Origin of the sequence: Colwellia sp. D2M02, assembly GCF_018860755.1 — a bacterium.
Lineage (GTDB): Bacteria > Pseudomonadota > Gammaproteobacteria > Enterobacterales > Alteromonadaceae > Colwellia > Colwellia asteriadis.
In genome coordinates this window covers 1-25,040 of sequence record NZ_JAHKPW010000003.1, presented here as the reverse complement: position 1 = coordinate 25,040, position 25,040 = coordinate 1, and the positions used below count along the sequence as shown (strand labels likewise).

The following is a 25,040-nucleotide window of genomic DNA, read 5'->3' as shown; positions in this document are numbered from 1 at the left end:
TTTAACCTAATTGCTACAGGTTACTGAAAGTCACCTAAATTCCAGTTACCAATATCGTCTTCTGTGCCTGCTTCACCGTCTGGTCCTGCAGAGAAAACATCCATTTTTCCATTTTCGCCGGGATTAAGTAATACATACTCATTACCCCAAGGATCTTTAGGTAAACGTTTAATGTAACCGTCTTCAGGAAAACGACGTGGCTCAGGTTCAACATCACTGCGCTCAACAAGCGCCTCTAAACCTTGATCTGTTGTTGGGTAATCGTAATTATCCATTTTATAAAGACTTAATGAAGTCTCAAGCGCTGTAATATCTGAAACAGCTTTTTGCATATTAGCGCGCTCTTGGCTACCCATTAAATTTGGCACAACCATACTCGCTAAAATACCTAAAATCACGATGACCACCATAACTTCTAATAAGGTAAAACCTTGGTTTTTTTGCTTATTCATAAATTTCCTTACTCGTTAATTACTATTTTTGAAAAATTTAATTGTTATTGAAAAACAGTGTGACTACACAATATTCTGTTAGTTAATAGTTAACCGCCAACTAAGCTATTTAATTGTAAAATTGGCTGCAAAATGGCCATAACAATAAACAGTACGACACCCGCCATTCCTACCATAAGGGCAGGTTCAAATGCTTTAAGCGATATCGCCACTAACGCTTCAAATTCTCGATCTTGGTTATCCGCTGCACGCCCAAGCATATGCTCTAACTGACCACTTTTTTCACCGCTGGATATCATATGCAACATCATCGGCGGGAATAACTTGGTTTGCTCTAACGATACACGCAAGCTTGCCCCTTCGCGAACCTTATCTGTGGCTGAACTAACCTGCTGTTTAATATGTAAATTATCTAAAACCTGCCCTGATATACGCATACTCTCTAATAGCGGCACTGCACTTGCGGTTAATATACTTAACGTGCGGGCAAAACGTGCTGTATTAATACCGCGAGCTACTTTTCCAACCCCAGGAATAATTAATAAACGTCGATGAAATGCCAATTCAAAGGCTGGTTTCTTCATTAATTGTGAAAATAGCAGCATTAATGCAGCAATAATTACGACAATAACCAAACCGTAATTTTGTAAAAACTCACTACTGGCAATTAAAAATTGTGTGGTACCTGGTAAGCTCTCACCCATATGCTCAAATTGGCCAATAATTTTAGGGACAACGGCAGTTAATAAAATAGCAATAACGCCAATGGCAACCACGGTCATAATAATGGGGTAAACTAACGCTTGGATCAGCTGAGAGCGCATTTGCTGGCGTTTTTCGGTGTAATCGGCAAGGCGATTAAGTACTTTATCTAAATGACCTGACTTTTCACCTGCCGCAACCATAGCGCGATATAAACGATTAAATATTTTAGGGTATTCACCCATACTTTCAGCTAGACCGTAGCCCTCGGTAACTTTAGTACGAACTCCCATAATCATACTTTTGATACGATTTTTTTCACATTGCTCCGCGACCGCAATCAATGACTCTTCTAATGGCAAACCTGACTCAACTAAAGTCGCTAACTGGCGTGTTATTAACGCTAATTCACTGGCCGAGACCTTACCGCCACCACTGCCTGAAAACAGTGTTGACTGTTCGTTTTGTTTTTTGTGCTTAGCTAAAGTGGCATTAACTTCAATTGGCATAAGCCCTTGCTCACGTAATAAATTACGCGCTTGCCTTGGCGTATCGCTTTCAACAACGCCTTTTTTAGTTTTGCCTCGGCTATCAACCGCTTGGTATTCAAATGCTGCCATGATTAGTGTTTTCGGTTAGTCTTCTCGAGTAACGCGTAAAACCTCCTCTAAGGTTGTTTGCCCTAAAAGCACTTTATCAAAACCATCTCGTCGAATACTCGCTGCAGAGGTACGCACATATTTCTCAATGGCTTGTTCTCCATGACCATTATGAATAAGCTCACGCACATGTTCGTCTACCGGTAATAATTCATGAATACCCATACGACCGCGATAACCTTTGAAGTTACATTTTTCACAACCTGTCGCGCGATAAATAACAGCGTCGCTATCAGTATTAAGGGCTAATAAGTGTCGCTCTTCTTCATCAGGAGAATGGCTTTGCTTACAATGTGGACATAATGTTCTTACTAAACGCTGTGCTAAGACCCCTAATAAACTTGACGATAACAAGAAAGGCTCAACCCCCATATCTTCCATACGAGTAATTGCGCCTGCTGCGGTATTAGTATGCAAAGTAGATAACACTAAATGCCCGGTTAAACTCGCTTGTACCGCTATTTGCGCCGTTTCTAAATCTCGAATTTCACCAACCATAACTACATCAGGGTCTTGTCGCAAAATAGCGCGTAAGCCGCGAGCAAAAGTCATATCAACTTTAGTATTTACTTGCGTTTGCCCAATACCTTCAATGGCAAACTCTATTGGGTCTTCAACAGTTAAAATATTACGCTCTTTAGCGTCAATTTGCGTTAAGCCAGCATATAAGGTGGTACTTTTACCTGAGCCAGTAGGGCCGGTTACAAGGATAATGCCATGAGGCTTTTCAATGAGATTAGAGAAATTAACGCGATTAATATCGGTCATGCCTAAATCTTTAAGATCAAGGCGGGCGGCATTTTTGTCTAATAAACGCAATACTACACGCTCGCCATGCCCTGTTGGCATGGTAGATACACGCACATCAACCGCACGACCACCAATGCGCAATGAAATACGACCATCTTGTGGAATACGCTTCTCTGCGATATCAAGCTTAGCCATAACCTTGATACGAGAAACCAGTAATGAGGCTAATTTACGGTTAGGCTTTAACACCTCACGTAAAACGCCATCTACTCGAAAGCGTATTTGCAGTGCGTTTTCAAAGGTTTCAATATGAATATCAGAGGCACTTTCTTTAATCGCTTCGCTCAACATAGCGTTAATTAATTTAATAATTGGCGCATCATCTTCATTTTCGAGTAAATCTTCACTTTCAACCATTTCATCAGCAAGCGAGTACAAGTCAACCTCGTTGCCAATATCTTCCATCATTTGCTGTGCTTCTGAAGAGTCGCGTTGATAGGTTTGTGTTAATAGCAACTCAAAAGCATTCGCCGATAAAATATTAAAGCTAAAAGCTGTTTTAACGATACGACGTACTTCTAAAATAATATCGAAATCAACATTCTCTAAGCAGTGCAGTACGTACTTTTCTGCGCGAGGCTCACTATTTTCATCCAACTCGTTAGCGGTTAACAATACGCTATGGCGCTTAGCAAAAGCAAAGGGCAGCAACCAAGTTCCCATTGGCGCATCATCATCACTTACTTGCTCACGTAGCTCTACTTTGACATCACCCTGCTCAAGTACAGCGGCTAACCCATCATCAGCTAATACGCTGTCACTATTGTCAGAAGGAGTATTTACGTTATCTGTCATTATTCTTGCGCGTCCTTGGTTGACAGTTTTTCACTAAGCTCACGCGCTTGCTTTTCAGCTGCGGCTTTTTTAGCTTCAATATCGTCTTGGTATTCTTTAAATGACGGTGGTAATGTCAGCTCGTCTTGCCACTGAGGTAAAATAGGCATATTTTCATCACTCATCAGCGATAAGCCTTCTTCGTGTTTACGAATTTGATCCGCACGAATGTAGTTATATTTGTTTTCACTGATATCACGCATTAACGCAGCATCACGCACTATAGTGGCACGTAAAAACACCATTAAGTTACGCTTACGGGTACTATTACTGGTTGACTTAAATAAGTGACCAATAATTGGGATATCACCCAACAACGGTACTTTTTGTACGCTTTCTTGCACATCTTCATCAATTAAACCACCCAATATAACCGTGTCGCCATTATCGGCCATAACCGTGGTTTTTATTTCACGTTTGTTAATTGAAATATCAACGCCAGTAGTACCACTAACTGATGAAACTTCTTGTTCAATAATTAGTTGGACTGCATTACCTTCATTGACTTGTGGGGTAACACGCAATTTAATACCCACTTCTTGACGGTCTACGGTTTGGAAAGGGTTAGCATTATTATCACCCGTTGCAGAGCCAGTAATAATGGGTACTTCTTGACCAACAATAAAGTAAGCTTCTTCGTTATCTAAGGTGGTAATACTTGGTGTCGCGAGAATATTTGAATTGGTATCGGCACTCACTGCTTGTACAATAGCGCCCCAATCGTTTTTCATAATACCAAACATCATACCGCTTACTGTACCTAAGGTTTTCGCGAGTAATGAGTAATCGCCGTTGGTACTTTCTTTATTATAACCTGGTTGCACCACTTCCCCGTTACTTGGACTAAGTACAGGTGGAACATAAGCCCCTGGTATAGATTCAGCAGCTTTCGCACCTGCCGCGACCTGTGAAATACTCGCAGGACCATTAGTAAACTGAGTAAAGCCGCCTTGCTCGTTGTACCATTGCACTCCTAAGCTAACACCGTCACTTTCAAAAACTTCAACAATAATCGCTTCAACAAGTACTTGAGCACGACGCACATCAAGCTGTCGAATAACCGCTTCAAGTGAACGTAACATATCTGGCTGGGCAGTAATAACTAAGGCATTAGTCGACTCATGCGCATCAATACTTACTTCACGCTTTGACGAGCTACGTGCTTTAGGTTGACCTGCACTTTCTTCTGAGGCGATAGACTCACTAACACCTTCAAGCACTTTTACTAAGTCTTCTGCTTTAGAATATTTTAAATAATAAACACGAGTATTACCGCTAGTTTCTAGCTCATTATCAAGGCGTTTAACGAGGTTAGCCACACGTTCTCGCGCTTTAATTTCGCCGCTAACAATAACGCTATTAGAGCGATCATCAGCAACAATAGTTGGAATAAGAAAGGTAGGTTGTCCTGCTTTACCGGTAGCGGTTTTATTCATCGCTTCAATAATACGTACCATTTCACCAGCAGAGGCGTATTTCAATTTAATAATTTGTACTGCCTGATCACCTGCTCGGTCAACTCGCTCTATAATATTGACCAAACGATTAACGGTTGAAGCCGTACCAGTCAACATAATGACATTAGCAGGGTCGTAATTAACCACATTACCACCACCCGCTTGGTCTGATAATTGACGTAACAAAGGAACTAATTCACGTACAGTAACATTTTTAACTTCAACAACACGGGTAACCATTTCATCGCCAATAATGCTGCTTTTGCTACCGACAACTGGAATAGCAGCAGTTTTAGCATCTTTATTACGGATAATTTTTATGATGCCGTTATCCATAGTTACCGCTGAAAAACCATAAACTTCAAGCACGTTTAGAAAAAATTGATAATATTGATCTTCTGATAATAAGTCGTAACTGCGTACATTAACTTTACCGCGAACTTGCGGGTCAACAATCATCGTTTTCTTTAAGTTTTTACCTACAATATTCACAAACTCAGTAATTTCAGTGTCTTTAAAATTAGGTGAATACTGTGTTGCACTTACCTGACCTACATAGCATAAACCACTAAAAGCAATGGCTGTGCTTAATATCAGTAAAAAACGTTTAATCATTATGTTATCTCTATATTCTTCTGGTGTTGTGCTAATCAAAAATTTGATAATTAAGTACTAAGGACATTGGTACCGATTGAGTACTTACGTCTAGTTAAGGCTAAAAATAATTTCTACTGTGTTACCGTTACGATCAATTAAAAGCGAGATATCAGTCGCTTCTTTCATTTCGGCTAATGCCTGCATTGCTTCATCTGGCGCCGTTAAATCATAACCATTCATTTGCAGGGCAACATCGCCAGACTTCAAACCTGCCTGTTGAAAAAACTCTGGGCTTTTACCAGCACGTAATGAGTAGCCAATAATTTCACCTTCTTTCATCACTGGCTGTATATTTAAATAATCAGAAATACTACTCGGGTCTTGTGATATTTCATCGCGCAACTCTTGCGCGGTGGCAATTAAGTTAGCGTTACTGCGATTATCAACCACACTATTTTCAGCGGTAATATCATCGCGGCGACTAATAGTGCGCGCCGGCTCTTTATAGTCAAAGCCGTCAAGCATGAGTGTTTCTAGTTTACCTGCGTGTTTTATTAAAACACGATCCATCAATACTTGCGCTAAACTCGCCCGTGTTCCTTTAATTAACTCATCAATTCCGTAAGTTTCTTGCTTACCTTGATACTGTATAATAGCCGCGGCATTTTCAGGGTTATCACTAGCAACAAGACCAGAGAGAGTTAAGTTCAAACGTGTTTGAGGTGCGTCTTGTACTGCGACAACTTCAACTTTTTCTTCAGTTTTATTGTATTGCCCAAACAAATGAAGCTGCTGTAGTGGTGATAAGTCAAAATCTTGCTCTGAAGCTTGTCCCTTAAAAGAAGTTTTAGGCGGAACAGTAACACTACTACTGGTTGTATTGGGTAATGAAAACCAGGTAATTTGAGCACTTAAATAAGCAATATAGGTGACTAAAATAAGTAGACATATTTGCGCTACCTTGCGCTGTGTCTTTGTTGCTTTTAAAAAAGTAAAGACGGTGAAGGCTGTTATGTTAGTTGGAAATTGCATACTACTCTTAATCAAAAGGTGACGTTTACGTGTAACTTAAAATGTGACTTCTTTATGAGGTCAAATGTAAATGTAATTTATTCTCTTTAACTCACTGATGATACTTGACTCTATAACAAGCTACAAGCAATGCAACAACAAGACAAGGCATAACTTAACAAAGATGTAACAATTAAACTATTATTTAGAGAAAGCCAGCATAGTCTATAGCGAAATAATGACACTTATGTTAATTTGCGCACAAATTTCCAGCGCTTGATCAAAGTAATTATTCATCGCGGTATGCGTCTTAAAATGTGTACTCACAAACAGATAAATCCATGACTAATTTAAAGACAACAGACAAAGAGAACAGTTCCACACGTTTAGATAAGTGGCTATGGGCAGCGCGATTTTATCGCACCCGCGCTATTGCTAAACAAATGATTGATGGCGGCAAGGTATTTTATAATGGTCAACGCACTAAATCAGGCAAAGCAGTTAGTATTGGCGATACCATAAAAGTACGACAAGGCTTCGAAGAAAAAGAAGTTACAGTTATCGCCCTTGCTGATAAACGCAAAGATGCTGATTTTGCACAAACCTTATACGAAGAAAGCACAAACAGCTTAGCGACACGTGAAAAAAATGCCTTAGCACGTAAGCAAGGGATTTTATTAAGCCCTGCTAGCGACACTAAACCAGACAAAAAGCAACGCCGTAAACTACGAGAATTTAAAGAAAGGATATAACACCATGAGCAACTTTAATGTTTTAAACCGCTACCTATTTACTGATGCCCATGCCCGTGGTGAGTTAGTACAATTAAGCAGTAGCTATCAAAGTATCATTAAAAACCATAATTACCCTGAAGGGGTGCAACGTTTATTAGGTGAACTACTTGCCGCTACTTGCCTTTTAACCGCAACCTTAAAATTTGAAGGAGATATAACCGTACAGTTACAAGGTAATGGTCCTGTAGGTTATATGTCGGTATCTGGCGATAATAATCAACAAATGCGCGGTATTGCCAAACTCACTCAGACCACTGATGGTTCAACACTGCACGAGTTAATCGGCAAAGGTACCATGGTAATAACCATTAGACCTAAGCAAGGTGAAGCATACCAAGGCGTTGTTGCTTTAGAAGCTGATAACTTAGCCGACTGTTTAGCACATTACTTTGAGGTATCTGAGCAAATAGATACAAAAGTATGGCTATTTAGTGATAGTAAACAAGTCGCTGGCGCCTTAGTGCAATTATTACCTGACGGTGATGGTAGTATTGAAAATAAAGCACAGCAACAAACAGATTTTGAGCATTTGTCGCAGTTAACAAATACCATCAAACAAGAAGAGATCTTCAACTTAGAAGCCGAAGCGCTCCTATATCGTTTGTATCACCAAGAGAAAGTCAGTCTTTTTGAACCTCAACAAGTCAGCTATTTATGTGGTTGTTCAGAAGAAAAATGTTTATCTGCCATCGCGCAAATTGAGCCAAGTGAAATTAAGGCTATTTTAGCTGAGCAAGGTAAAATTTCGATGACTTGTGATTATTGTGTCACGACTTATGACTTTGATGAAACTAGCCTAGAAAGTTTCATTTCGAAAGTTAAGCATTAAAAAACATAGTAATTGCCTTTATATTTAGTGTTCTCTTAGCAATTTTTTTGCTCTGGGCAAGGTAAAGGCAATTATTAAAAATAAAAAAACATTAATATCGACTACAATAAATACCCATAAATTACATTAACTTAACAAAAACACACTCCTTTAAAGCTCTTCTCTTTATCACTATTCATGATATTTATAGTGAAAACTTTCAATTTAAACTAACTTTTACTTTCGTTTTGTTTCCTATTCCCCTAAAATACCCACTAAAGAGCCAGTGAAAACTTTCACAAGCACTTTCAAAAACCATTCAGCACCATAACCCAAAAGTAAAATTTGTCATACTTAGGAGTGAATTCGATATGACCGCCCAAGAAAACTCAATTGATTTGTCGCAATACGGCATTAACGATGTATCTGAAGTTGTTTATAACCCATCGTATGAGTTACTTTTTAGTGAAGAAACTAAAGCGAGCCTTGACGGCTTTGATAAGGGCGTAGTCACAGAACTAGGCGCTGTAAATGTCGATACTGGCATATTTACTGGCCGTTCACCTAAAGATAAATACATTGTGCGTGATGACGTAACTCGCGATACAGTTTGGTGGTCTGATCAAGGTAAAAATGACAATAAAGCAATGACTCCAGAAACTTGGGATCATTTAAAAGGTTTAGTAACCACACAGCTTTCAGGTCAACGTTTATTTGTTGTTGATACTTTTTGTGGTGCTGATGAAGCAACACGTTTAAAAGTACGTTTCATTACACAAGTGGCGTGGCAAGCGCACTTTGTAAAAAATATGTTCATTCGCCCTTCGGATGAAGAATTGAAAACATACGAACCTGATTTCGTGGTAATGAATGGTGCGAAAACAGTTAACGATAAGTGGCAAGAACAAGGGTTAAACTCTGAAAACTTTGTAGCATTTAACTTAACTGAAAAAATTCAATTAATTGGTGGTACTTGGTACGGCGGTGAGATGAAAAAAGGTATGTTCTCAATGATGAACTACTACCTACCATTGCAAGGTATCGCTTCAATGCACTGTAGCGCTAACGTTGGAGAAGATGGTGATACCGCTATTTTCTTCGGCTTATCTGGTACGGGTAAAACTACCCTGTCAACCGATCCTAAACGTCAACTAATTGGTGATGATGAACACGGTTGGGATGATAACGGTATATTCAACTTTGAAGGTGGCTGTTACGCAAAAACAATCAACTTAAGCAAAGAAAATGAACCAGATATTTATAATGCCATTCGTCGTGACGCATTATTAGAAAATGTAACGGTTGATGCTGATGGCAAAATAGATTTTGACGATAACTCAAAAACTGAAAATACCCGTGTGTCTTACCCTATTCATCATATTGATAATATTGTTAAGCCAGTTTCTCGTGCAGGACATGCTAAAAAAGTTATCTTTTTAACCGCTGATGCTTTTGGTGTTTTACCACCCGTAGCAAAATTAACGCCGGAGCAAACTGAATACTACTTTTTATCTGGTTTTACTGCAAAATTAGCAGGTACAGAGCGTGGTATTACAGAGCCAACCCCAACTTTCTCATCTTGTTTTGGTGCAGCTTTCTTAAGCTTACACCCAACACAATATGCTGAAGTATTACAAAAGCGTATGCAAGCCGTTGGTGCTGAAGCTTATTTAGTTAACACCGGTTGGAATGGCTCAGGTAAACGTATTTCTATTAAAGCAACACGCGCTATTATCGACTCTATTTTAGACGGTTCAATTGATGAAGCAGAAACCACAATTATCCCAATGTTTAACTTAGAAGTTCCAAACAGTGTTGCCGGTGTTGAAGGTGATATTTTAGACCCTCGTAATACTTATGAAGACAGTAACGAATGGCATAACAAAGCAGTCGATTTAGCAAACCGTTTTGTTAAAAACTTCAATAAGTTTACAGATACAGACAATGGTAAGTCATTAGTTGCAGCAGGACCGCAGCTGTAATTAGTTGTATGAAACTGCGGTAAGTTTCATGAGCAAAAGTAAGCCACTAACCGTTATAGTTAGTGGCTTTTTTATACCACAAACTCACTCTAAGCGGTAGGCTGAAGTTTATCATTATACTTCAATCACATACTTACACCCCTTATCTTAAATACAAATAAAGCAAACTTGACTGCCCTTGATAATTACCTTAGGTTAACGCCATAAATTATAAGGACATAAATATGATCACCTCGATGAAGTTTGTTTTTACACTTATTATCTTAGCTGTTTGCACTAGCGCTCACGCTAAACCAGCAGAAAACCACAAGCCACTGCCTTTAGAAGTGTATAGTGCCCTCCCTCACAAAAGTATGTTGACTGTATCCCCTAACGGGAAAATGCTTGCTTATAGAATGACTGACGATAAACAAGATCTCTTTGTTATTGTTGATACCGTAAAACAAAAACTCATCGGCGGTTTGAATATCGCAGAAATTCAGCCTGAGCAAGTTTACTTTATTAATAATGAACAGTTATTGTTTGTAGTATCTAAACACCGAAGGCTTTACGGTTACCAAGGAAAGTATAATGTTAACACTGCTCTTATTTATACCATTGCCAATGAAAAGCTAAGCCCTTTATTACGCCCAGGTGATGGTATTGCCACTGGCCAAACAGATTTAGGCAATGTCATTGGTATTTCTACTGATGGTAACTGGGCTTACATGCCTGCTTTAACAGGTAAAACTGGTGCTGTACTTAGATATGATTTAATGGCGGTAAACTTACAAAACCCCGGTAGAAAGCCCAGAACGCATATTAGAGGCACCGAGGACACCATAGATTACTTTATAAAGCCAAATACTGACCAAGTACTGGCACGTGAGCGTTTTAATAATGATGATGACCTGCATACCATTGAGGTACGCAAAGATGATAAGTGGCAGGTAGTCTTTCAAGAAAGTACTGAATACACTAAAAAGAGCTTTACTGGAGTGACCGCTGACGGCAAGTCTTTAGTCATGTTAAAAAATAGTACAACTCAAGGTAGCGCGTATTATTTACTTTCATTAAATACTGGCAAACTCTCTAAGCCACTTTTTCTTAAAGAAGGTAGTGAAATCGCAGCAACTTTAAGCGATATTAATAGAGTAGTGGCTGGTGTCCGATATGCTGGATTCAAACCAAGCTATGCCTTTTTTGATGAAAACACCCAGAAAAAACTACAACTAATACAGCAAGAACTCCCTAACAGCTCTATTTATATTAGTGACTACACTAGCGACTGGAAAAAGGTTATTTTTCATGTTGAAGGTGACGGTCTGGTCGGCGACTATCTTTATTTAGAAGACGGGCAACTGGGACATGTTGGCTCTATTCGCCCAGATATCAGCTGGCAAGCTGTCAATAATGTTGTTGAATTTTCATTTAAAGCAAGAGATGGCTTAGTCATTCCAACCTTGCTTACCATTCCAAACAGTGCGGTTAATAGTACCGAAAAGTTACCGGCAATTATTTTACCTCATGGAGGGCCTGAGTCTTATGACACTAGTGATTTTGATTGGCTTAGCCAATACTTTGCTAGTCGTGGTTATTTAGTAATACAGCCACAATTTAGAGGATCTAAAGGCTTTGGCGCTGAGTTTACCTTAAAAGGTAGAGGTGAGTGGGGTAAAAAAATGCAGGATGATTTGACTGATGCGGTTAATCAATTAATTACCATGGGAGAGATTGATGCCAATAAAGTTTGTATCGTTGGCTCAAGTTACGGTGGTTATGCCGCACTAGCTGGTGCGGCTTTTACTCCAGAGGTGTATCAATGTGCAATTGCCATCAATGGGGTAAGTGATATTGATTTTATGATGAAAAATGACCGAGATACTTATGGCAAAGAACACTCTGTCATTGCTTACTGGGACGATGTATTACGTACTAAAACCTTACCCGATGATTACTTCGAAACGATTTCACCCATTAACTTTGTTGATAACATTAAGGTACCTGTTTTATTAATTGCGAGTGAGCTTGACAAAGTAGTCAGCCCTAAGCAGTCTTCAAGAATGTATAGCGCGTTAGAAGATGAAGATAAGAATGTCACTTACGTGGAACTTGAAAATGAAGGGCACAATTTGCTTAAAGCGCAAAGCAGATTAAAAATACTTCAAGCCATTGAGCAATTTATTGGTCAGCACAATCCAGCGAATTAAAACTATTGCTGATAATAAAAAGCCATCATTGAAGATAGTGATGGCTTTTTCAATAAATAAACTTAGCTAATCTAAACTCAATTTAAGAGCGATTTAACAAATTGAATAGCAACAAAATTATTTTTCTGAATCGCTAGGGGCTTATTTAAGCTTTAAAGGTATTCTTTAGAGGTAATAGTATTTTAGCTTGCAAGCCGCCAGTTTCCTTATTAGATAACGATATTTTACCACCATGAGTGTCAACAATACGCTTGATAATTGCTAAACCTAAGCCGCTACCTTCAGTGCCTCTTGCAGTATCACCTTGAGTAAAAGGTTGAAATAAACGCTCAATATCTGCTTCAGGTATACCAACACCATTGTCGCTCACAATGATTTGTGCATAACCTTTTTCTTTCGCAACACCTGTGTAAACTTCAATATCACCTTGGGTATAACGCAGCGCATTTTGCACTAAATTTGCAATAGCACGTTTTACTGCAACATGTTTAAGAGGTAGTTGTGGACATTCTCCATCATAAAAAGCAATGTTTCTATCTGGCGGCGTTTCTACGTTTAGCACTTCGGCGACTAACACATTAAGATCGCCAAGCTCAGCTTTGTCTTTAGAGTCGTGACGCAAGTAGTCTATAAACTGATCGATAATATTATTCATATCATCAATATCCTGCTCTATCCCCTCTTTCAAAAAGGCATCTTGTTCTTGCATCATTTCACTTGCTAAACGAATACGAGTCAGTGGTGTTCGCAGGTCATGAGAGATGCCAGCCATGAGTAAGTTTCGATCTTGCTCTAACTGCTTAATACCTTTTGACATATGATTAAAGGCTTGTGTTACCGCAATTATTTCAGAGGTTCCACGCTCCGCTAAAGGCTCAGGGAAATCACCACGTCCAACATCTTCAGCAGCATTTTGTAATGATTTTAGAGGCCTATTCAGCTGGCGAACAAAAACCCAACCACCAATTACACTCAACAGCCCAATAATAACCAAAAATATAATTAACGGTGAGTAGTTACTTTTTTCGGTGCCTAATAAAGGAATTTTAACCCATAATTGTGGTGCTTGTGGCGCACGAATCCAAAAAAGGTGCTCATCTTCTATTGATACTCTCACTTCGGTAGGGCCGCCGAGTAAGGCAGACATTTGCTCAGAACGATAAGGGTAATAAGCAGAAGTGGCTAAACCAAGCTGCAATGCATCTTGCTCATAATAAACGCCAATACCGGTTTCATTATGAAATGCTTCAGCCATTTTAGGGCTCAACTCTGCATCTTCAATATCAATAAATACAACACGTACTTGTTTGGCTAATAATTGATTGATTTGTTGTTGGTGTGGTTCAAAAACATAAGCAGCAAAGGCACCATAAAAAACCAGCTGATTAATAAAAAGAAGCACACCGATTAATAAAACGGTTTGCCCAAAAGCACTACGAGGTAATATTTTCATTGCAACTCAATTCAAGCGAACTTATGTAAAAGTCTGCGCCGAGAATGAATAAAAATATTCACGGCGTTAGCGATTACTTATTACGCAGTAAGGCCATCAGGCACAAAGACATAACCTAAGCCCCATACTGTTTGTAAATAGCGAGGTTTAGCGGGATCGTCTTCTAACATACGACGCAAGCGAGAAACTTGTACGTCGATACTACGCTCAAGGGCTGAATAATCTCGACCACGCGCTAAGTTCATTAATTTATCCCGAGAAAGTGGCTCTCTTGGGTGAGTAACCAGCGCTTTTAATACCGCAAATTCTCCACTGGTGAGCGGCATATTCACGTCATCTTTTTGCATTTCTCGTGTTGCTAAATTAAGTTCATAGCCACCAAAGCTAATAATATTTTCTTCTTGGGAAGGAGCGCCTGGCGCCTCTTGAACACGACGACGCAATACCGCCTTAATACGTGCTAGTAATTCTCGCGGGTTAAATGGCTTAGGCATATAATCATCAGCGCCTAACTCTAAACCAATAATACGGTCTACTTCATCCCCTTTAGCAGTAAGCATTACAATAGGAATGTTATTCGAGTTTTGGCGTAAACGGCGACAAATTGATAAGCCATCTTCTCCAGGTAACATTAAATCTAACACTAATAAATGAAAGTTTTCTCGTTCAAGTAAGCGATCCATTTGTTCTGAGTTAGCTGCACTACGCACCGTAAACCCTTGTTCAACTAGGTACCGCTCGAGTAAAGAGCGTAAACGCATATCATCATCGACAACGAGAATTTTAGGTGTTTCTTGGATCATGTTTTACTCACTTTACTTATGATGAAAATCGCTTAAAGCCACACTGTTTAAAAATAGTGAACGCTTAATAAACGCTAAAAAATTAATGTTACTATAAGTGAAATTGCTAACAAAGAGAAAGTCGCAAAAGTAAATCCTAGCCGCCATTTGTTACAATTTATGAATTAAACATGAAAAACAGCCAAATTACTCAACACTTAACATAGCTAAGGTTATTTGAGGTAGTGAATAGCTTGCTCAGTTACACATTGCGTGAAGCTTTTTTTGCGCTCAGCATGAGACAAGTTGTTAATTGCTTTTCTAACAAACTGCATTTTTTGTTGGCGTTCTTCATCGGGTAAGTGAGAAAGCTGTTCATGAAAACAACCCAGTAAGCCAAAATTCAAGGCAGTGTCCGACTGCATCGTATCTTCTTGTAAACAAAGAATGAGTTTTTCAGCTAAAGTATCTCGGTCAAGCTTAGTAACTAGGTCACTCAAGCTATAGTCGGCACTATCAACTTTGCGCTCTTTATTACACATGAAAAATATATCAGCTACGGCAACAACCGGAATGATTTCTCGGTGCTGTTCTTTGAACCTGTCTTTTAACCAAGCATTATGCGCCGCTTCACTTTGCTGACTGCCTATTGCTGCCGGACTGCTCGCTGATGCAAAAGCTGATAATGACGAGAGTACCAATAGCAAGATCAACATTAATGAAAGTATATTCATAGTAGGATTTCTCCCTAATTCTTTTAATTTAATAAGGGTATTGTGCATTAAGCATAAAGCTAAGTATAGTTAACTTATGTTGGAAAAATGTTAGAAACTCTATGATTAATCGAAATATTTATATATTGCTAGCGATAACTTTCGGCTTACTTGTTTTTTGTCAGAACGCGAGAAGCGAAACTGTTGAAAATAAACTAGAAGCGCTAATGTTAACGCACCAAGGTAAAGTCATTTATTTAGATTTTTGGGCATCATGGTGTGTTCCTTGTAGAAAATCTTTCCCTTGGTTAAATGAGATGGAAGAAAAATATAGTTCACAAGGATTTATGGTGATAAGTGTTAATCTTGATAACGAAAAGTCTTTTGCTGAAAAATTTTTACAGGAAGTCCCCGCTAAATTCACTATTATTTATGACCCCAAAAGTAGCTTAGTCAAACCTTTTGCAATCAAAGGTATGCCAAGCAGCTTTTTATTTGACCGACAAGGTAATAAAATCAGCTCACATGTTGGTTTTAATCAGCAAAAACAAAAGCAATTTGAACTTGAAATAACTAACGCACTTAAGCAAGTACGCTAATTAACCTGCGCTCAACTTAACAAATATAAACAACCAAAGTGCAATAATGGCGCTTTAATTATTTATATTAGTTGTGCTCGTTAAACCGCTTCTAACAACAGCGCCGTTGTAATGCTATCCATATATAAATGCGCTGCGCCAATTAATGCACTATCTTCTTGTGTGCTTTGTATTATGATTAAATTATCAATAACACTTTTGTATTGAAATCCAGCCAAGTTACGCCATAACGGTTCAATGAATAAATCAAATGATTTAGCAACAGAGCCGCCTAAAACAATAACTTGTGGATCAACAAGCAGTAATAAATGGCTAATCGCTGTTGCGAGATGTCGACCAAATTCATCAAAAGCAAGTAGTGCTTGTGTATCGCCTTGGCGTGCTTTTTCTGCCAATACACTGCCACACTCTTGATAATGGGTTTTGAAGAAGTTACCAGAGCAATACTCATCGAATGTGCCATCAAGGTAGGGAATACCACCCACTTCCCCAGCACAGCCGTTATGGCCTTCATAAAGTTTGTTTTGCAAAACTATACCCGAGCCCAGACCTGTCCCTAAACACAGTCCAATCATGTCCTCAACACCACTTGACACTTTAAGTAAGTGTTCACCCTTAACAAAACAGTTAACATCATTATTAACATAGACGGGTAAATGAGTTAGAGCCTCTAAATCACTCTTTAATGTGACAGTGGTCCACGACTTAATGTTTACGGCATCAAATACTATGCCTTGCTTCACATCGACTATGCTAGGCACACCGATAGCAATGGCATAGGTGTCTTCAACCTTAATTTCATCAATACAGGTTTTAATAAATGCTATTGAGTCTGGCAAGTTCATTTGTGCATCGAATGGCTTATAAATTTTGCGTTCAATAACGCCATTTCGATAAAGACCCAAGTTAATTTTTGTGCCGCCAAGATCAATTGCGACGATAGAAAGTTGCTTCATAAAAAACCATAAATTTATTTATACGTACAGTAAGTTACTGATATGCATAAGAGGCAGAACAATAAGTATAGTGCGCTATTCTGCCGTAAATTCAATTCTATACGCATATTTATCTATCACATTAAAGTACTATTCTATCGGGGTTGACACCTTAAAATAGTACAAAAGAACAAAGTTTTGATTGTGATATTTACCTGAGTAGGTACAGGTTTAGAAAAGTAATAAAAAAGGCATTAAGCTATAACTATGTTTAGCTTAATGCCTTTAACTTAATAGGCGTGAAAATCACAATAAAATATATTGTAATAAACAGACTTAATGGCTATTCAACAACCGGTAAAATACGACCCGCACGTTTTGAGTCACGAGTACGTGCGCGCACTTCTACATTGCCATCAACTTCCACTGGCGCTTGATATATTTGCCACGCTGCGCCGTTAACTCGGTACTCAATCGGCAAACCTTTAATCGCGGTATTTGCAATTAACTTACCGTTTTCGATAACTGCTCCAACCGTAGGAACACGATAGAAAACATTATCTAGCTCAAGTTTAGGTAACTCTTTTTCACCTAAAGCCGCTGAGAAAGCCAACCATTGTTCATCTCGCTGTTGCTTTAATTGCTCGGTGAAAACACCTGAGGTAGGACTAAAACTTTGTCCTTGATAGTTATAAGGCACTTGCCAACTTGCTTGATGCCATGCTCGCTCCGCTAAAGAGAATAAACGCGGGTAAAGCATATATTCTGCTTGCTCTCGGCTTCGCATGGTTTCACCCCAAATCTGCCCTTGTATTCCTTTTACGGTAAAGTTTTTAGGTAAAGGTTGGTGGGTTACCTTACCTTGTTCATCGCGCTGTACTTCATCATTAACAGTAAAAGTTTTACCTAAAGTGTCACGGCGAAACTCAGCATGAATAGGTAAGTTGTCAGGCATAAAGTTGAAGATTGTTCTTGCTGTCACACGTCTAGAGGCCCATTTGTAGCCTCGCTCTTTAGGATCAATTTGATATGGAAAATCAAAATACAGTACATCGGGTGTTGATAAAACAATGTTCCAGTTTCTATGCGCTTGCTCACTTACTTGCTTATGAGCTCCCCACGGTAGCGCATCCCAAATATATGAGTACACACCACTTGGCATTTTATCTACTTGGGTTTCTTTTAAACCGTCGTTCCAACCACCAACAGCAATACCTTTGGCTACAACCATATTCGAGACACGTTCAATGAAATGCGCACCTAAATGCTTGCTGTCATTAAATTCATTACTGTCATCGGCAATTAACGCTTTACATACTGGTGAGTCAACCCACGCACCTGCGGTTTCATCTGCGCCAATATGATAAAGCGCTAGTGGATGACCTGCCTGCTGATGCATTAATTTTAAGTCTTCAAGTACGCGATCAACAAAGGTGTATGTTGACTCCATACAAATATTTAAAGTGTTATCGTTATAATTTTGAATTGAGCTATAAACCGTTTTGTCATCAAAGTCTGTTAACAAGTAACGCAAAGCTTCAGCTTCGTTTTCTTGTTTCATGTAATGATGGTAGCGTGCTTCCATTGCTTTAATGGCTGCACGAGAGTGACCTGGCATATCAAGTGAAGGGATCACTTGAATGTGATGTTTGGTGGCCAGCTGCAAAATTTCTTGGTAATCAGCCACACTATAGTAACCATCACGCTCAGTAGCACCAGCACCACCTAATTGTGGCTGTAAACAGTTCTTATCAGATAAATCTAAACAACGTTTAGCCCCAACTTGCGTTAATTCAGGCAAGCTTGGCATTTCTAAACGCCAGCCTTCATCTTCAGCTAAATGCAAATGTAGCTTATTCATTTTATAAGCTGCCATTTGCCTTATTAACGAAAAAATAAACTCTTTTGATTGAAAGTTTCGCGCTACATCAATGTGCTGGCCGCGATATTCGTAATGCGGTTGATCATCAATAACCACTAAAGGAATATCAGTACTACCTAAAGTCACTAAACTCGCTAAACTTTGTAGAGCATAAAAAGCTCCTGTGGCATCTTGCGCTGCGATAGCAATACTGTTTTCACTAACACGCAATTGATAATGCCCAGCTTGCCAGTCTGCTGGTTTTTCAGCATTTAAGCTGATATTAACCGAAACGGCATTATTACTCTCTGAACTTTCGTTGATCCCCAATAGAGCTAAACGCTCAAGTGCCGCCGATAACTCTGGGTAAGTGACTTCTCCCACTAAGTTCAATTTAATGCCGTTAGCCAATGACAAACGCGCTGACTCATCAATAACCTGCATTGATTTAGGTGTAGGGATAATAGCAAAATCAAGCGCTTTTTTATCAGCTGGTGCTAATTCAGGCTCATTTTGGTAAAGCCAAGCGGCTGACGCATATTGGTTAATATCATCAGGTGCAGACTTAATTTGTTTCACAGTATCACTAAAAGGCACTACGTAAGGCTGTACCTCTAAACCAGTCTCTTTATCAATTAACGTTTTAGTACTTTCAACAACCGCTGGTGCTAAACCATTAGCTGAAAGCCAGTAATTAGGCATTAATTCCGACTCAGTAATTAAGGTACTTTTAACCCATAGTTTTATTTTTTGGGTTTCTCCGGCACTAAAGCCCGCGAAGCTATCTTTTGGCGAAATAACATGAATATCACCATTTAAATGCACCAACTCAAAATCACTACCTTCACTAGCATATACAGGATATACCTGTGAATAGTTAAGCTGCCATGGTGTATCAATCGTTAAGTTGTTAGTTGTACCCTCTGGCACACTCAATAATATTTCAGCACCATAGCAAGTGTCTAAAGGCTTACCTTCAAAATCAGGACAGTCAGTTTCGATATTACTTAAAAAATTATATTTAACCACTAGCTTATTAGCTAATTCATTGAGCTGTTGCTGCGGACTCATAGCCTCAGGTTTTTCAACAGTGCTAGTATTAGGGTTTTGTGAAGGTTCTTTTTCACAGGCGCTTAACAATACTGTGGTTAATGTTAACGCTAATAGTGTCTTTTTATTATTCATATACGGTACTACATTAAGTGAATGAAAACGGTTAACTATTGGTAACCGATGCTGAGGCTTTAGTCTCTTTTTTAAATAAATTAATGGTTTTATTGTTAACTAGTGGCTTAGCCCAAAAGCCAATAGCAAAAATATACGCAATTGTGAGATAAACTACCACCATACCAACACGTAAGTCACCACTAAAGTCCGCAAGTAAACCAACCAGTGGTGATGCTAAACCGCCACCAACAATACCTGTACATAATATACCGGCAAAAGAACCGTGATGTTCCGCTAATGAATTTAACGCTAATGAGAAGATAACTGACCACATAATAGATAAAAAGAAACCGACTAATGGGAAAGCAATAAGCGCAACATTGGCACTGCCGAATAAGGCGCAAGTTAATGAAATTGCCGCGCCCGCTGAAAATAGTTTTAATACCAAACGACTATCCAGTACTTTTAATAAAGCCAACCCTAAAAAACAGCCTAAAGTTAGCATTAGCCAAAAATCACTGACGGTACTTACTCCTACGGTCAGTGGATCTAAACGATGATAGCGCTCTAAAAATAATGAAATTGCATTAGCTACCCCTTGCTCTGTTCCCACATAGGCAGCAATACCAATAAAAAATAAGATAACCGTTTTATTTTGAAATAACTCAAGATAAACCGCCAACGCGCCAACCGACTCTGCTTCATTGCGTTCAACTTTAGGCAGCTTAATTAAAAAGATCAGCGCTAACATTACCACTGAAACGAGGGCAAATAACCAATACATAGAGAGCCAAGTCATATTGCGAGGAACAATGTCACTTAAAAGTGCCATCACACCGGTACTGTTTGACTCGCTCATACCTTTGACTAAGCCTGAATAAACTAAAGGACTAACCGTTGCTGCAGCGCCAAAAAGTAGCTGCGCTAATACTGAATAAAAAGCAAAGTTATCTTTACCTGCACTAACACGTAATAACGGATTAATTGCCACTTGCAACATCGCCATACCTGTACCAATACAAAATAGTGATGCCATTGCCATTAAAAAACTTGGCACTAAAGCAAACAGTAATGAACCAATAGCAGACAATACAAAAGCACCGACTAATACAGGTTTTTCACTATATTTATCAACTAAAAGCCCCGCAGGAATAGACATAATGCCGTAAGCGGCAAAAAATGAAAAAGGTAAAAACCCCGCAAGCGCTAAACTAATATCAAAGTCTTTCACTAACGCAGGAAATATTGGCGCCATAATATTGGTAATAAAAGAAATCGCAAAGAATGTCACTAGTACTAAAATGACAGCAACGGTATTGGTTTTCATATAAGCCTCTGATTATTATATTTATTAGCATATCAAATAACTGAAGTTCTAATGTGAATCACCAAAACACTATCAAGTAAATAATGTTACACACATTATTAAAGTCATAGGGAGCTTGTCTACATTATGAAGCCAGTTTGATTTTTCCTCACTCTGCTCTATTCTGCCTTTAAAAAAAAGCTATTGGTGCACTTTTCAATCATCTTATGGTACTTTTCTATCACTTATGGTTGCGGTAAAAAAAACCACCATATTCAAAAATCTCGTTATTTCACTTTATTTTAGCCAATAAAAAAGCCTATTTCATTGGCTAAAATAGGCTTTAAAATGTGATATAAAATGATTTATATCATAGCTATCAACGATTAAGCACTCGGTGCTTGATGAAGATGAACATCTCTTTGAGGGAATGGAATTGAAATACCTTCTTTATCGAAAGCAAGTTTAACATTTTCCATAAAGTCGAAATAAATGCCCCAGTAATCAGCAGCATTTGCCCAAGGGCGAACGAATAAATTAATTGAGCTATCACCATGTTCACCAACCCAAATATCATTTGAGTGATCTTTTAAAATACGATCGTCAGCGTCAATCATCGCTTTTAATAGTGCTTTTGCTTTAGCAATATCATCGTCATAACCAATGCTAAATACCATATCAACACGACGAGTACCATTAACATTAATGTTAGTTACACAGCCATTAGATAATAAAGCATTTGGAATGATAATACGTTGGTTATCAAAGGTTTTTAAAATGGTATTGAAGATTTGAATTTCTTCAACTGAGCCAACATGGCCTTGTGCTTTAATCGCATCACCGTTTTTAAATGGACGGAATAATAAAATTAAAACGCCACCAGCAAAGTTAGCTAAGCTACCTTGCAGTGCTAAACCAATCGCTAAACCAGCAGCACCTAAAATCGCAATAAGTGAGGCCGTTTCAATACCTATCATTGAAGCAAAAACGATAATTTGAATTGCTTTTAATAAAGTACGTAAAATACTTAATAAAAACTGGTGTAATGTCGCTTCTACTTGTTTTTTCTTTAACGCTAACTCAACTAAGCTCACTAACTTGTTGATAATAATGTTGCCAACAATATAGACAACAATAGCCATTAAAAGCTGTACGCCGTATTGCACTGCCATTTCACTTAATGTAGCGGCATAACCTTCTACTTGCTCGATGCTAATATCCATTGATAATGGTATCCTTAACTTTTTAAATTAACGTTAGTAATCAACCTAACGACCAAGTTACAATTGTATGCTTTTTGTTAAAATGTGTAAATATATTTACCACCTTAAGCCATACTCTACCGCCCCGACCAATCAAGGAACTATTGTTAAAATGGCCAGCGTACGTTCAGTGTTAACTCACACTATATTCAAAGTAATTTTAGCGTTATATCTCTCTCTTTATTTTCTTATTTGGGCGATATCATCCCCCGTTACTAAACACTATCTTGAACCTGTTTTACATGAATACGGCTTGGTGCTTTCACAAGACAGTAGTATCCGCTATAACCCGTTTATGACTGAGCTGCATATCAGCGACTTCACACTAACTACCCAAGCATCTCAAGAAAAGGTATTTTCTATTGGCTCACTCACCCTACAATTACGTTTGTGGGAAGTACTATTTGATGATGTACTCATTGAAGAATTCACCCTAAATGACAGCTATATTAAGATTGTTCATAATCAAGGGAAATTAACAATAGCCGGCGTGGAATTACCCGAAAGTAAACCAGCAACAGACCCTAATACCCCTGTTGAGCCTGTTGAAACCTCAGAGCCAACAGCACCGCTACCTTATCAAATCATTTTACCCGAATTTTTAATTTCTCAATTTCATCTAGATATTATTAATAACGATATTCCTCATGAAATTACCATTAACGACTTTGCCTTACGTGATGTAAAAGCCACTGAAAAACATCAACAAGGGCAACTATTTATCAACGCATTGTTAGATACAACTGCCTTACAGTTAAAAGTTGATGCAAACCTTGATAATGCCCTTGGTGATATAAACAGTGAAATTACTCTGGATAATTACCCGATTGAACGACTACTACGTTATGCACCACAACTTAACGAATTAAGTGGCGTGCTTTCATTAAACGCTAAACAAAAACTTACTTTACAAGCGTCAGGGATCGCTTTACATATCGAGCAGGCAAATATTGCTAATAATAATTTAATCGTTGTTTTACCAGAGCAAAGAGTATCATTAGATAATGTTCAGCATTCAATTACTGATTTAATATTAACAATCAATAATGGTGAAATAGCGCAATTAGACGGTACGGGGTCTATCGCATTTAATCACTTTACGGTACGCAAAACCGCTGACACCGTTAAACATCAGCAAGTATTCAGCGCCGAGAAGCTTGCAATTGATAATATTATTTATCATCGTGAAGAACACCCAAGTATAAAAATAGCCGATATTATTTTCGATAACTTAGTTTTTTCAACGACTAATGAAACTAGTGAGCTTGTTAACAACGAAAAATTACCGCCAATTGTTAAGCTAAAACAATTAGTAATTGATGACATCAATCTTAATGAACGACGATTATCAATTGACACTATCACCCTCGATAGCTTGCTAAGCCATGTCATTATCAATAAAGAAAAAGAGCTAATAAACCTCGTTAATTTAGCCAGTAGCGAGCAAGTTGATGAAGTAGCGCACGCAATTGAAGCGCCTAACGAAAATACTCTTGAAGGAGAAACCATTGCGACACCTTCGCCTGAAGAAAAAGCACAACCTAATTTTATCTTTAGCCTAAATAAATTTCAGCTCGTTAATACCAATGAAATATTCTTTATTGATCATAGTGTTGATCCTCATTACAACTCTGATTTTTTTATTGATACCTTAACTCTTGAGCACTTAAGTAACGATCAAGAGAAACAATCTCAGCCAAGCCCTTTTGTTTTTAAAGGCCGTAATAATAAATATACCAACTTCAACTTAACGGGCTTTATTCAACCCTTTGCTACAACACCAATCTATAAAATTTCAGGTGACTTTAAGGAGCTATCTTTACCAACTATCTCGTCTTACTTAAAAGACTCAACAGGTTTAGAAGTTAAAACAGGACAATTAAATATCAACCTGGATGTACTATTAACTGGCGATATACTTGAAGGCGATACCACATTGTTATTACAAGGCTTAGAAACAGCTATTGTTGATGACGATGAAGTTGACAGTATATTGGCTCAAGGTGCATTGCCGCTTAATATTGCGATGGGTATGTTAAAAGATGGTGACGGTAATGTAGAGCTTGGCTTACCATTAAGTGGCTCAACCGACGACCCTAAATTTGGTGTTAGTAGTATCGTGACCTTAATTACGCAAAAAGCAATTATGAGTGCCACCCAAGATTACTTAGTGAAAACCTTTGTGCCGTATGCAAATATAGTATCGCTCGCGATGACTGCGGGAGAATTTGCCTTAAAGCTACGCTTTGACGACTTACCTTATAGTGCAACGCAAATAGCACCCGGTGAAGATCAACAAGTGTACTTAACACAATTTATTGAGTTAATGCAGAAGAAAAAAAGCACACGTGTCAATCTATGTGCAGTAACAATACCAGCTGACATTGGCTTACCTAACGGTGAAAAAGTTACTGACAAAGGCAATAAAAAGCGTTTAACCGCATTAGGTAATGAAAGAGCCAGCGCATTAAAAGATTACCTTATCGAACAAGGTAATATTGAGTCTGCACGTTTATTACTGTGCACACCAAAAATTGACAGTTCAGCTGAAGCGTTACCAAGAATTACTATTTCAGTTTAAACGCCAGCAAAGACTGACACGAATAAGCGAGGGGCTGTTGATCTTTCGAGATTGTTTTTGCAGCGAGTTGTTAGGTATTTATACAA

18 protein-coding genes are annotated in these 25,040 nt (G+C 38.5%); 6 read left to right on the top strand and 12 right to left on the bottom strand.

All coding sequences use genetic code 11. The features are described 5' to 3' along the window. Positions 1-20: 20 nt before the first annotated feature. From gspG to gspC, 5 genes are all read right to left on the bottom strand, one after another. Entirely contained in the window at positions 21-452 is a 432-nt protein-coding gene (gspG, locus tag KO495_RS00230; protein ID WP_215978383.1) for a type II secretion system major pseudopilin GspG, read from the bottom strand. 89 nt (positions 453-541) lie between these two features. Continuing rightward, entirely contained in the window at positions 542-1,774 is a 1,233-nt protein-coding gene (gene gspF, locus KO495_RS00225; protein ID WP_215978382.1) for a type II secretion system inner membrane protein GspF, read from the bottom strand. Positions 1,775-1,789: 15 nt separating this feature from the next. Further along, positions 1,790-3,286: a type II secretion system ATPase GspE gene (gene gspE / locus KO495_RS00220; RefSeq protein WP_215978413.1), complete on the bottom strand. Its 1,497-nt coding sequence runs from the start codon at positions 3,284-3,286 to the stop codon at positions 1,790-1,792. Positions 3,287-3,417: 131 nt separating this feature from the next. Further along, positions 3,418-5,529: a type II secretion system secretin GspD gene (gene gspD / locus KO495_RS00215; protein WP_215978381.1), complete on the bottom strand. Its 2,112-nt coding sequence runs from the start codon at positions 5,527-5,529 to the stop codon at positions 3,418-3,420. Between the two features lie 90 nt (positions 5,530-5,619). Continuing rightward, positions 5,620-6,543: a type II secretion system protein GspC gene (gene gspC / locus KO495_RS00210; protein WP_215978380.1), complete on the bottom strand. Its 924-nt coding sequence runs from the start codon at positions 6,541-6,543 to the stop codon at positions 5,620-5,622. A 320-nt stretch (positions 6,544-6,863) separates the two neighbouring features. Between gspC and KO495_RS00205 the strand changes: the two genes are divergently transcribed. The 4 genes from KO495_RS00205 (at position 6,864) to KO495_RS00190 (ending at position 12,295) form a co-directional block, all read left to right on the top strand. Then, entirely contained in the window at positions 6,864-7,274 is a 411-nt protein-coding gene (locus KO495_RS00205) for a S4 domain-containing protein (protein ID WP_215978379.1), read from the top strand. A 4-nt stretch (positions 7,275-7,278) separates the two neighbouring features. Next, complete coding sequence (hslO, locus tag KO495_RS00200; RefSeq protein WP_215978378.1) at positions 7,279-8,145, top strand: Hsp33 family molecular chaperone HslO; 867 nt, start codon at positions 7,279-7,281, stop codon at positions 8,143-8,145. A 350-nt stretch (positions 8,146-8,495) separates the two neighbouring features. Further along, positions 8,496-10,106 carry a phosphoenolpyruvate carboxykinase (ATP) gene (gene pckA / locus KO495_RS00195; protein WP_215978377.1) on the top strand — a complete coding sequence of 537 codons (1,611 nt, stop codon included), beginning with the start codon at positions 8,496-8,498 and terminating at the stop codon, positions 10,104-10,106. Between the two features lie 224 nt (positions 10,107-10,330). Continuing rightward, positions 10,331-12,295, top strand: a complete 1,965-nt coding sequence (locus KO495_RS00190) for an alpha/beta fold hydrolase (RefSeq protein WP_215978376.1) — start codon at positions 10,331-10,333, stop codon at positions 12,293-12,295. A 145-nt stretch (positions 12,296-12,440) separates the two neighbouring features. On the opposite strand, the gene envZ is transcribed toward KO495_RS00190, so the two are convergent. The 3 genes from envZ to KO495_RS00175 all read right to left on the bottom strand — a co-directional run bounded on the left by envZ (position 12,441) and on the right by KO495_RS00175 (position 15,264). Then, the gene (gene envZ / locus KO495_RS00185; RefSeq protein WP_215978375.1) at positions 12,441-13,748 is read right to left on the bottom strand and encodes a two-component system sensor histidine kinase EnvZ; all 1,308 of its coding nucleotides are present in this window, start codon (positions 13,746-13,748) and stop codon (positions 12,441-12,443) included. A gap of 80 nt (positions 13,749-13,828) precedes the next feature. Further along, positions 13,829-14,551, bottom strand: a complete 723-nt coding sequence (ompR, locus tag KO495_RS00180; RefSeq protein WP_215978374.1) for a two-component system response regulator OmpR — start codon at positions 14,549-14,551, stop codon at positions 13,829-13,831. Between the two features lie 212 nt (positions 14,552-14,763). Further along, entirely contained in the window at positions 14,764-15,264 is a 501-nt protein-coding gene (locus KO495_RS00175; protein ID WP_215978373.1) for a hypothetical protein, read from the bottom strand. 101 nt (positions 15,265-15,365) lie between these two features. On the opposite strand from KO495_RS00175, the gene KO495_RS00170 reads away from it, so the two are divergent. Then, on the top strand, positions 15,366-15,842 hold the full coding sequence (locus KO495_RS00170) for a TlpA disulfide reductase family protein (RefSeq protein WP_215978372.1): 477 nt from the start codon (positions 15,366-15,368) through the stop codon (positions 15,840-15,842). A gap of 80 nt (positions 15,843-15,922) precedes the next feature. Here the strand turns inward: KO495_RS00170 and KO495_RS00165 are convergent, their stop codons facing one another. From KO495_RS00165 to KO495_RS00150, 4 genes are all read right to left on the bottom strand, one after another. Then, the gene (locus KO495_RS00165; RefSeq protein WP_215978371.1) at positions 15,923-16,798 is read right to left on the bottom strand and encodes an ROK family protein; all 876 of its coding nucleotides are present in this window, start codon (positions 16,796-16,798) and stop codon (positions 15,923-15,925) included. 322 nt (positions 16,799-17,120) lie between these two features. Next, positions 17,121-19,823: a family 20 glycosylhydrolase gene (locus tag KO495_RS00160; RefSeq protein ID WP_215978370.1), complete on the bottom strand. Its 2,703-nt coding sequence runs from the start codon at positions 19,821-19,823 to the stop codon at positions 17,121-17,123. Positions 19,824-19,854: 31 nt separating this feature from the next. Next, positions 19,855-21,132, bottom strand: coding sequence for an MFS transporter (locus tag KO495_RS00155; RefSeq protein WP_215978369.1), 1,278 nt, complete (start codon positions 21,130-21,132; stop codon positions 19,855-19,857). 365 nt (positions 21,133-21,497) lie between these two features. Continuing rightward, positions 21,498-22,334 (bottom strand): mechanosensitive ion channel domain-containing protein, encoded by an 837-nt coding sequence (locus KO495_RS00150; protein ID WP_215978368.1) that lies wholly within the window; start codon positions 22,332-22,334, stop codon positions 21,498-21,500. A gap of 151 nt (positions 22,335-22,485) precedes the next feature. Here KO495_RS00150 and KO495_RS00145 point away from each other — a divergent pair, with 151 nt between their 5' ends. After that, complete coding sequence (locus KO495_RS00145; RefSeq protein WP_215978367.1) at positions 22,486-24,954, top strand: DUF748 domain-containing protein; 2,469 nt, start codon at positions 22,486-22,488, stop codon at positions 24,952-24,954. The last annotated feature ends 86 nt before the right edge of the window (positions 24,955-25,040 follow it).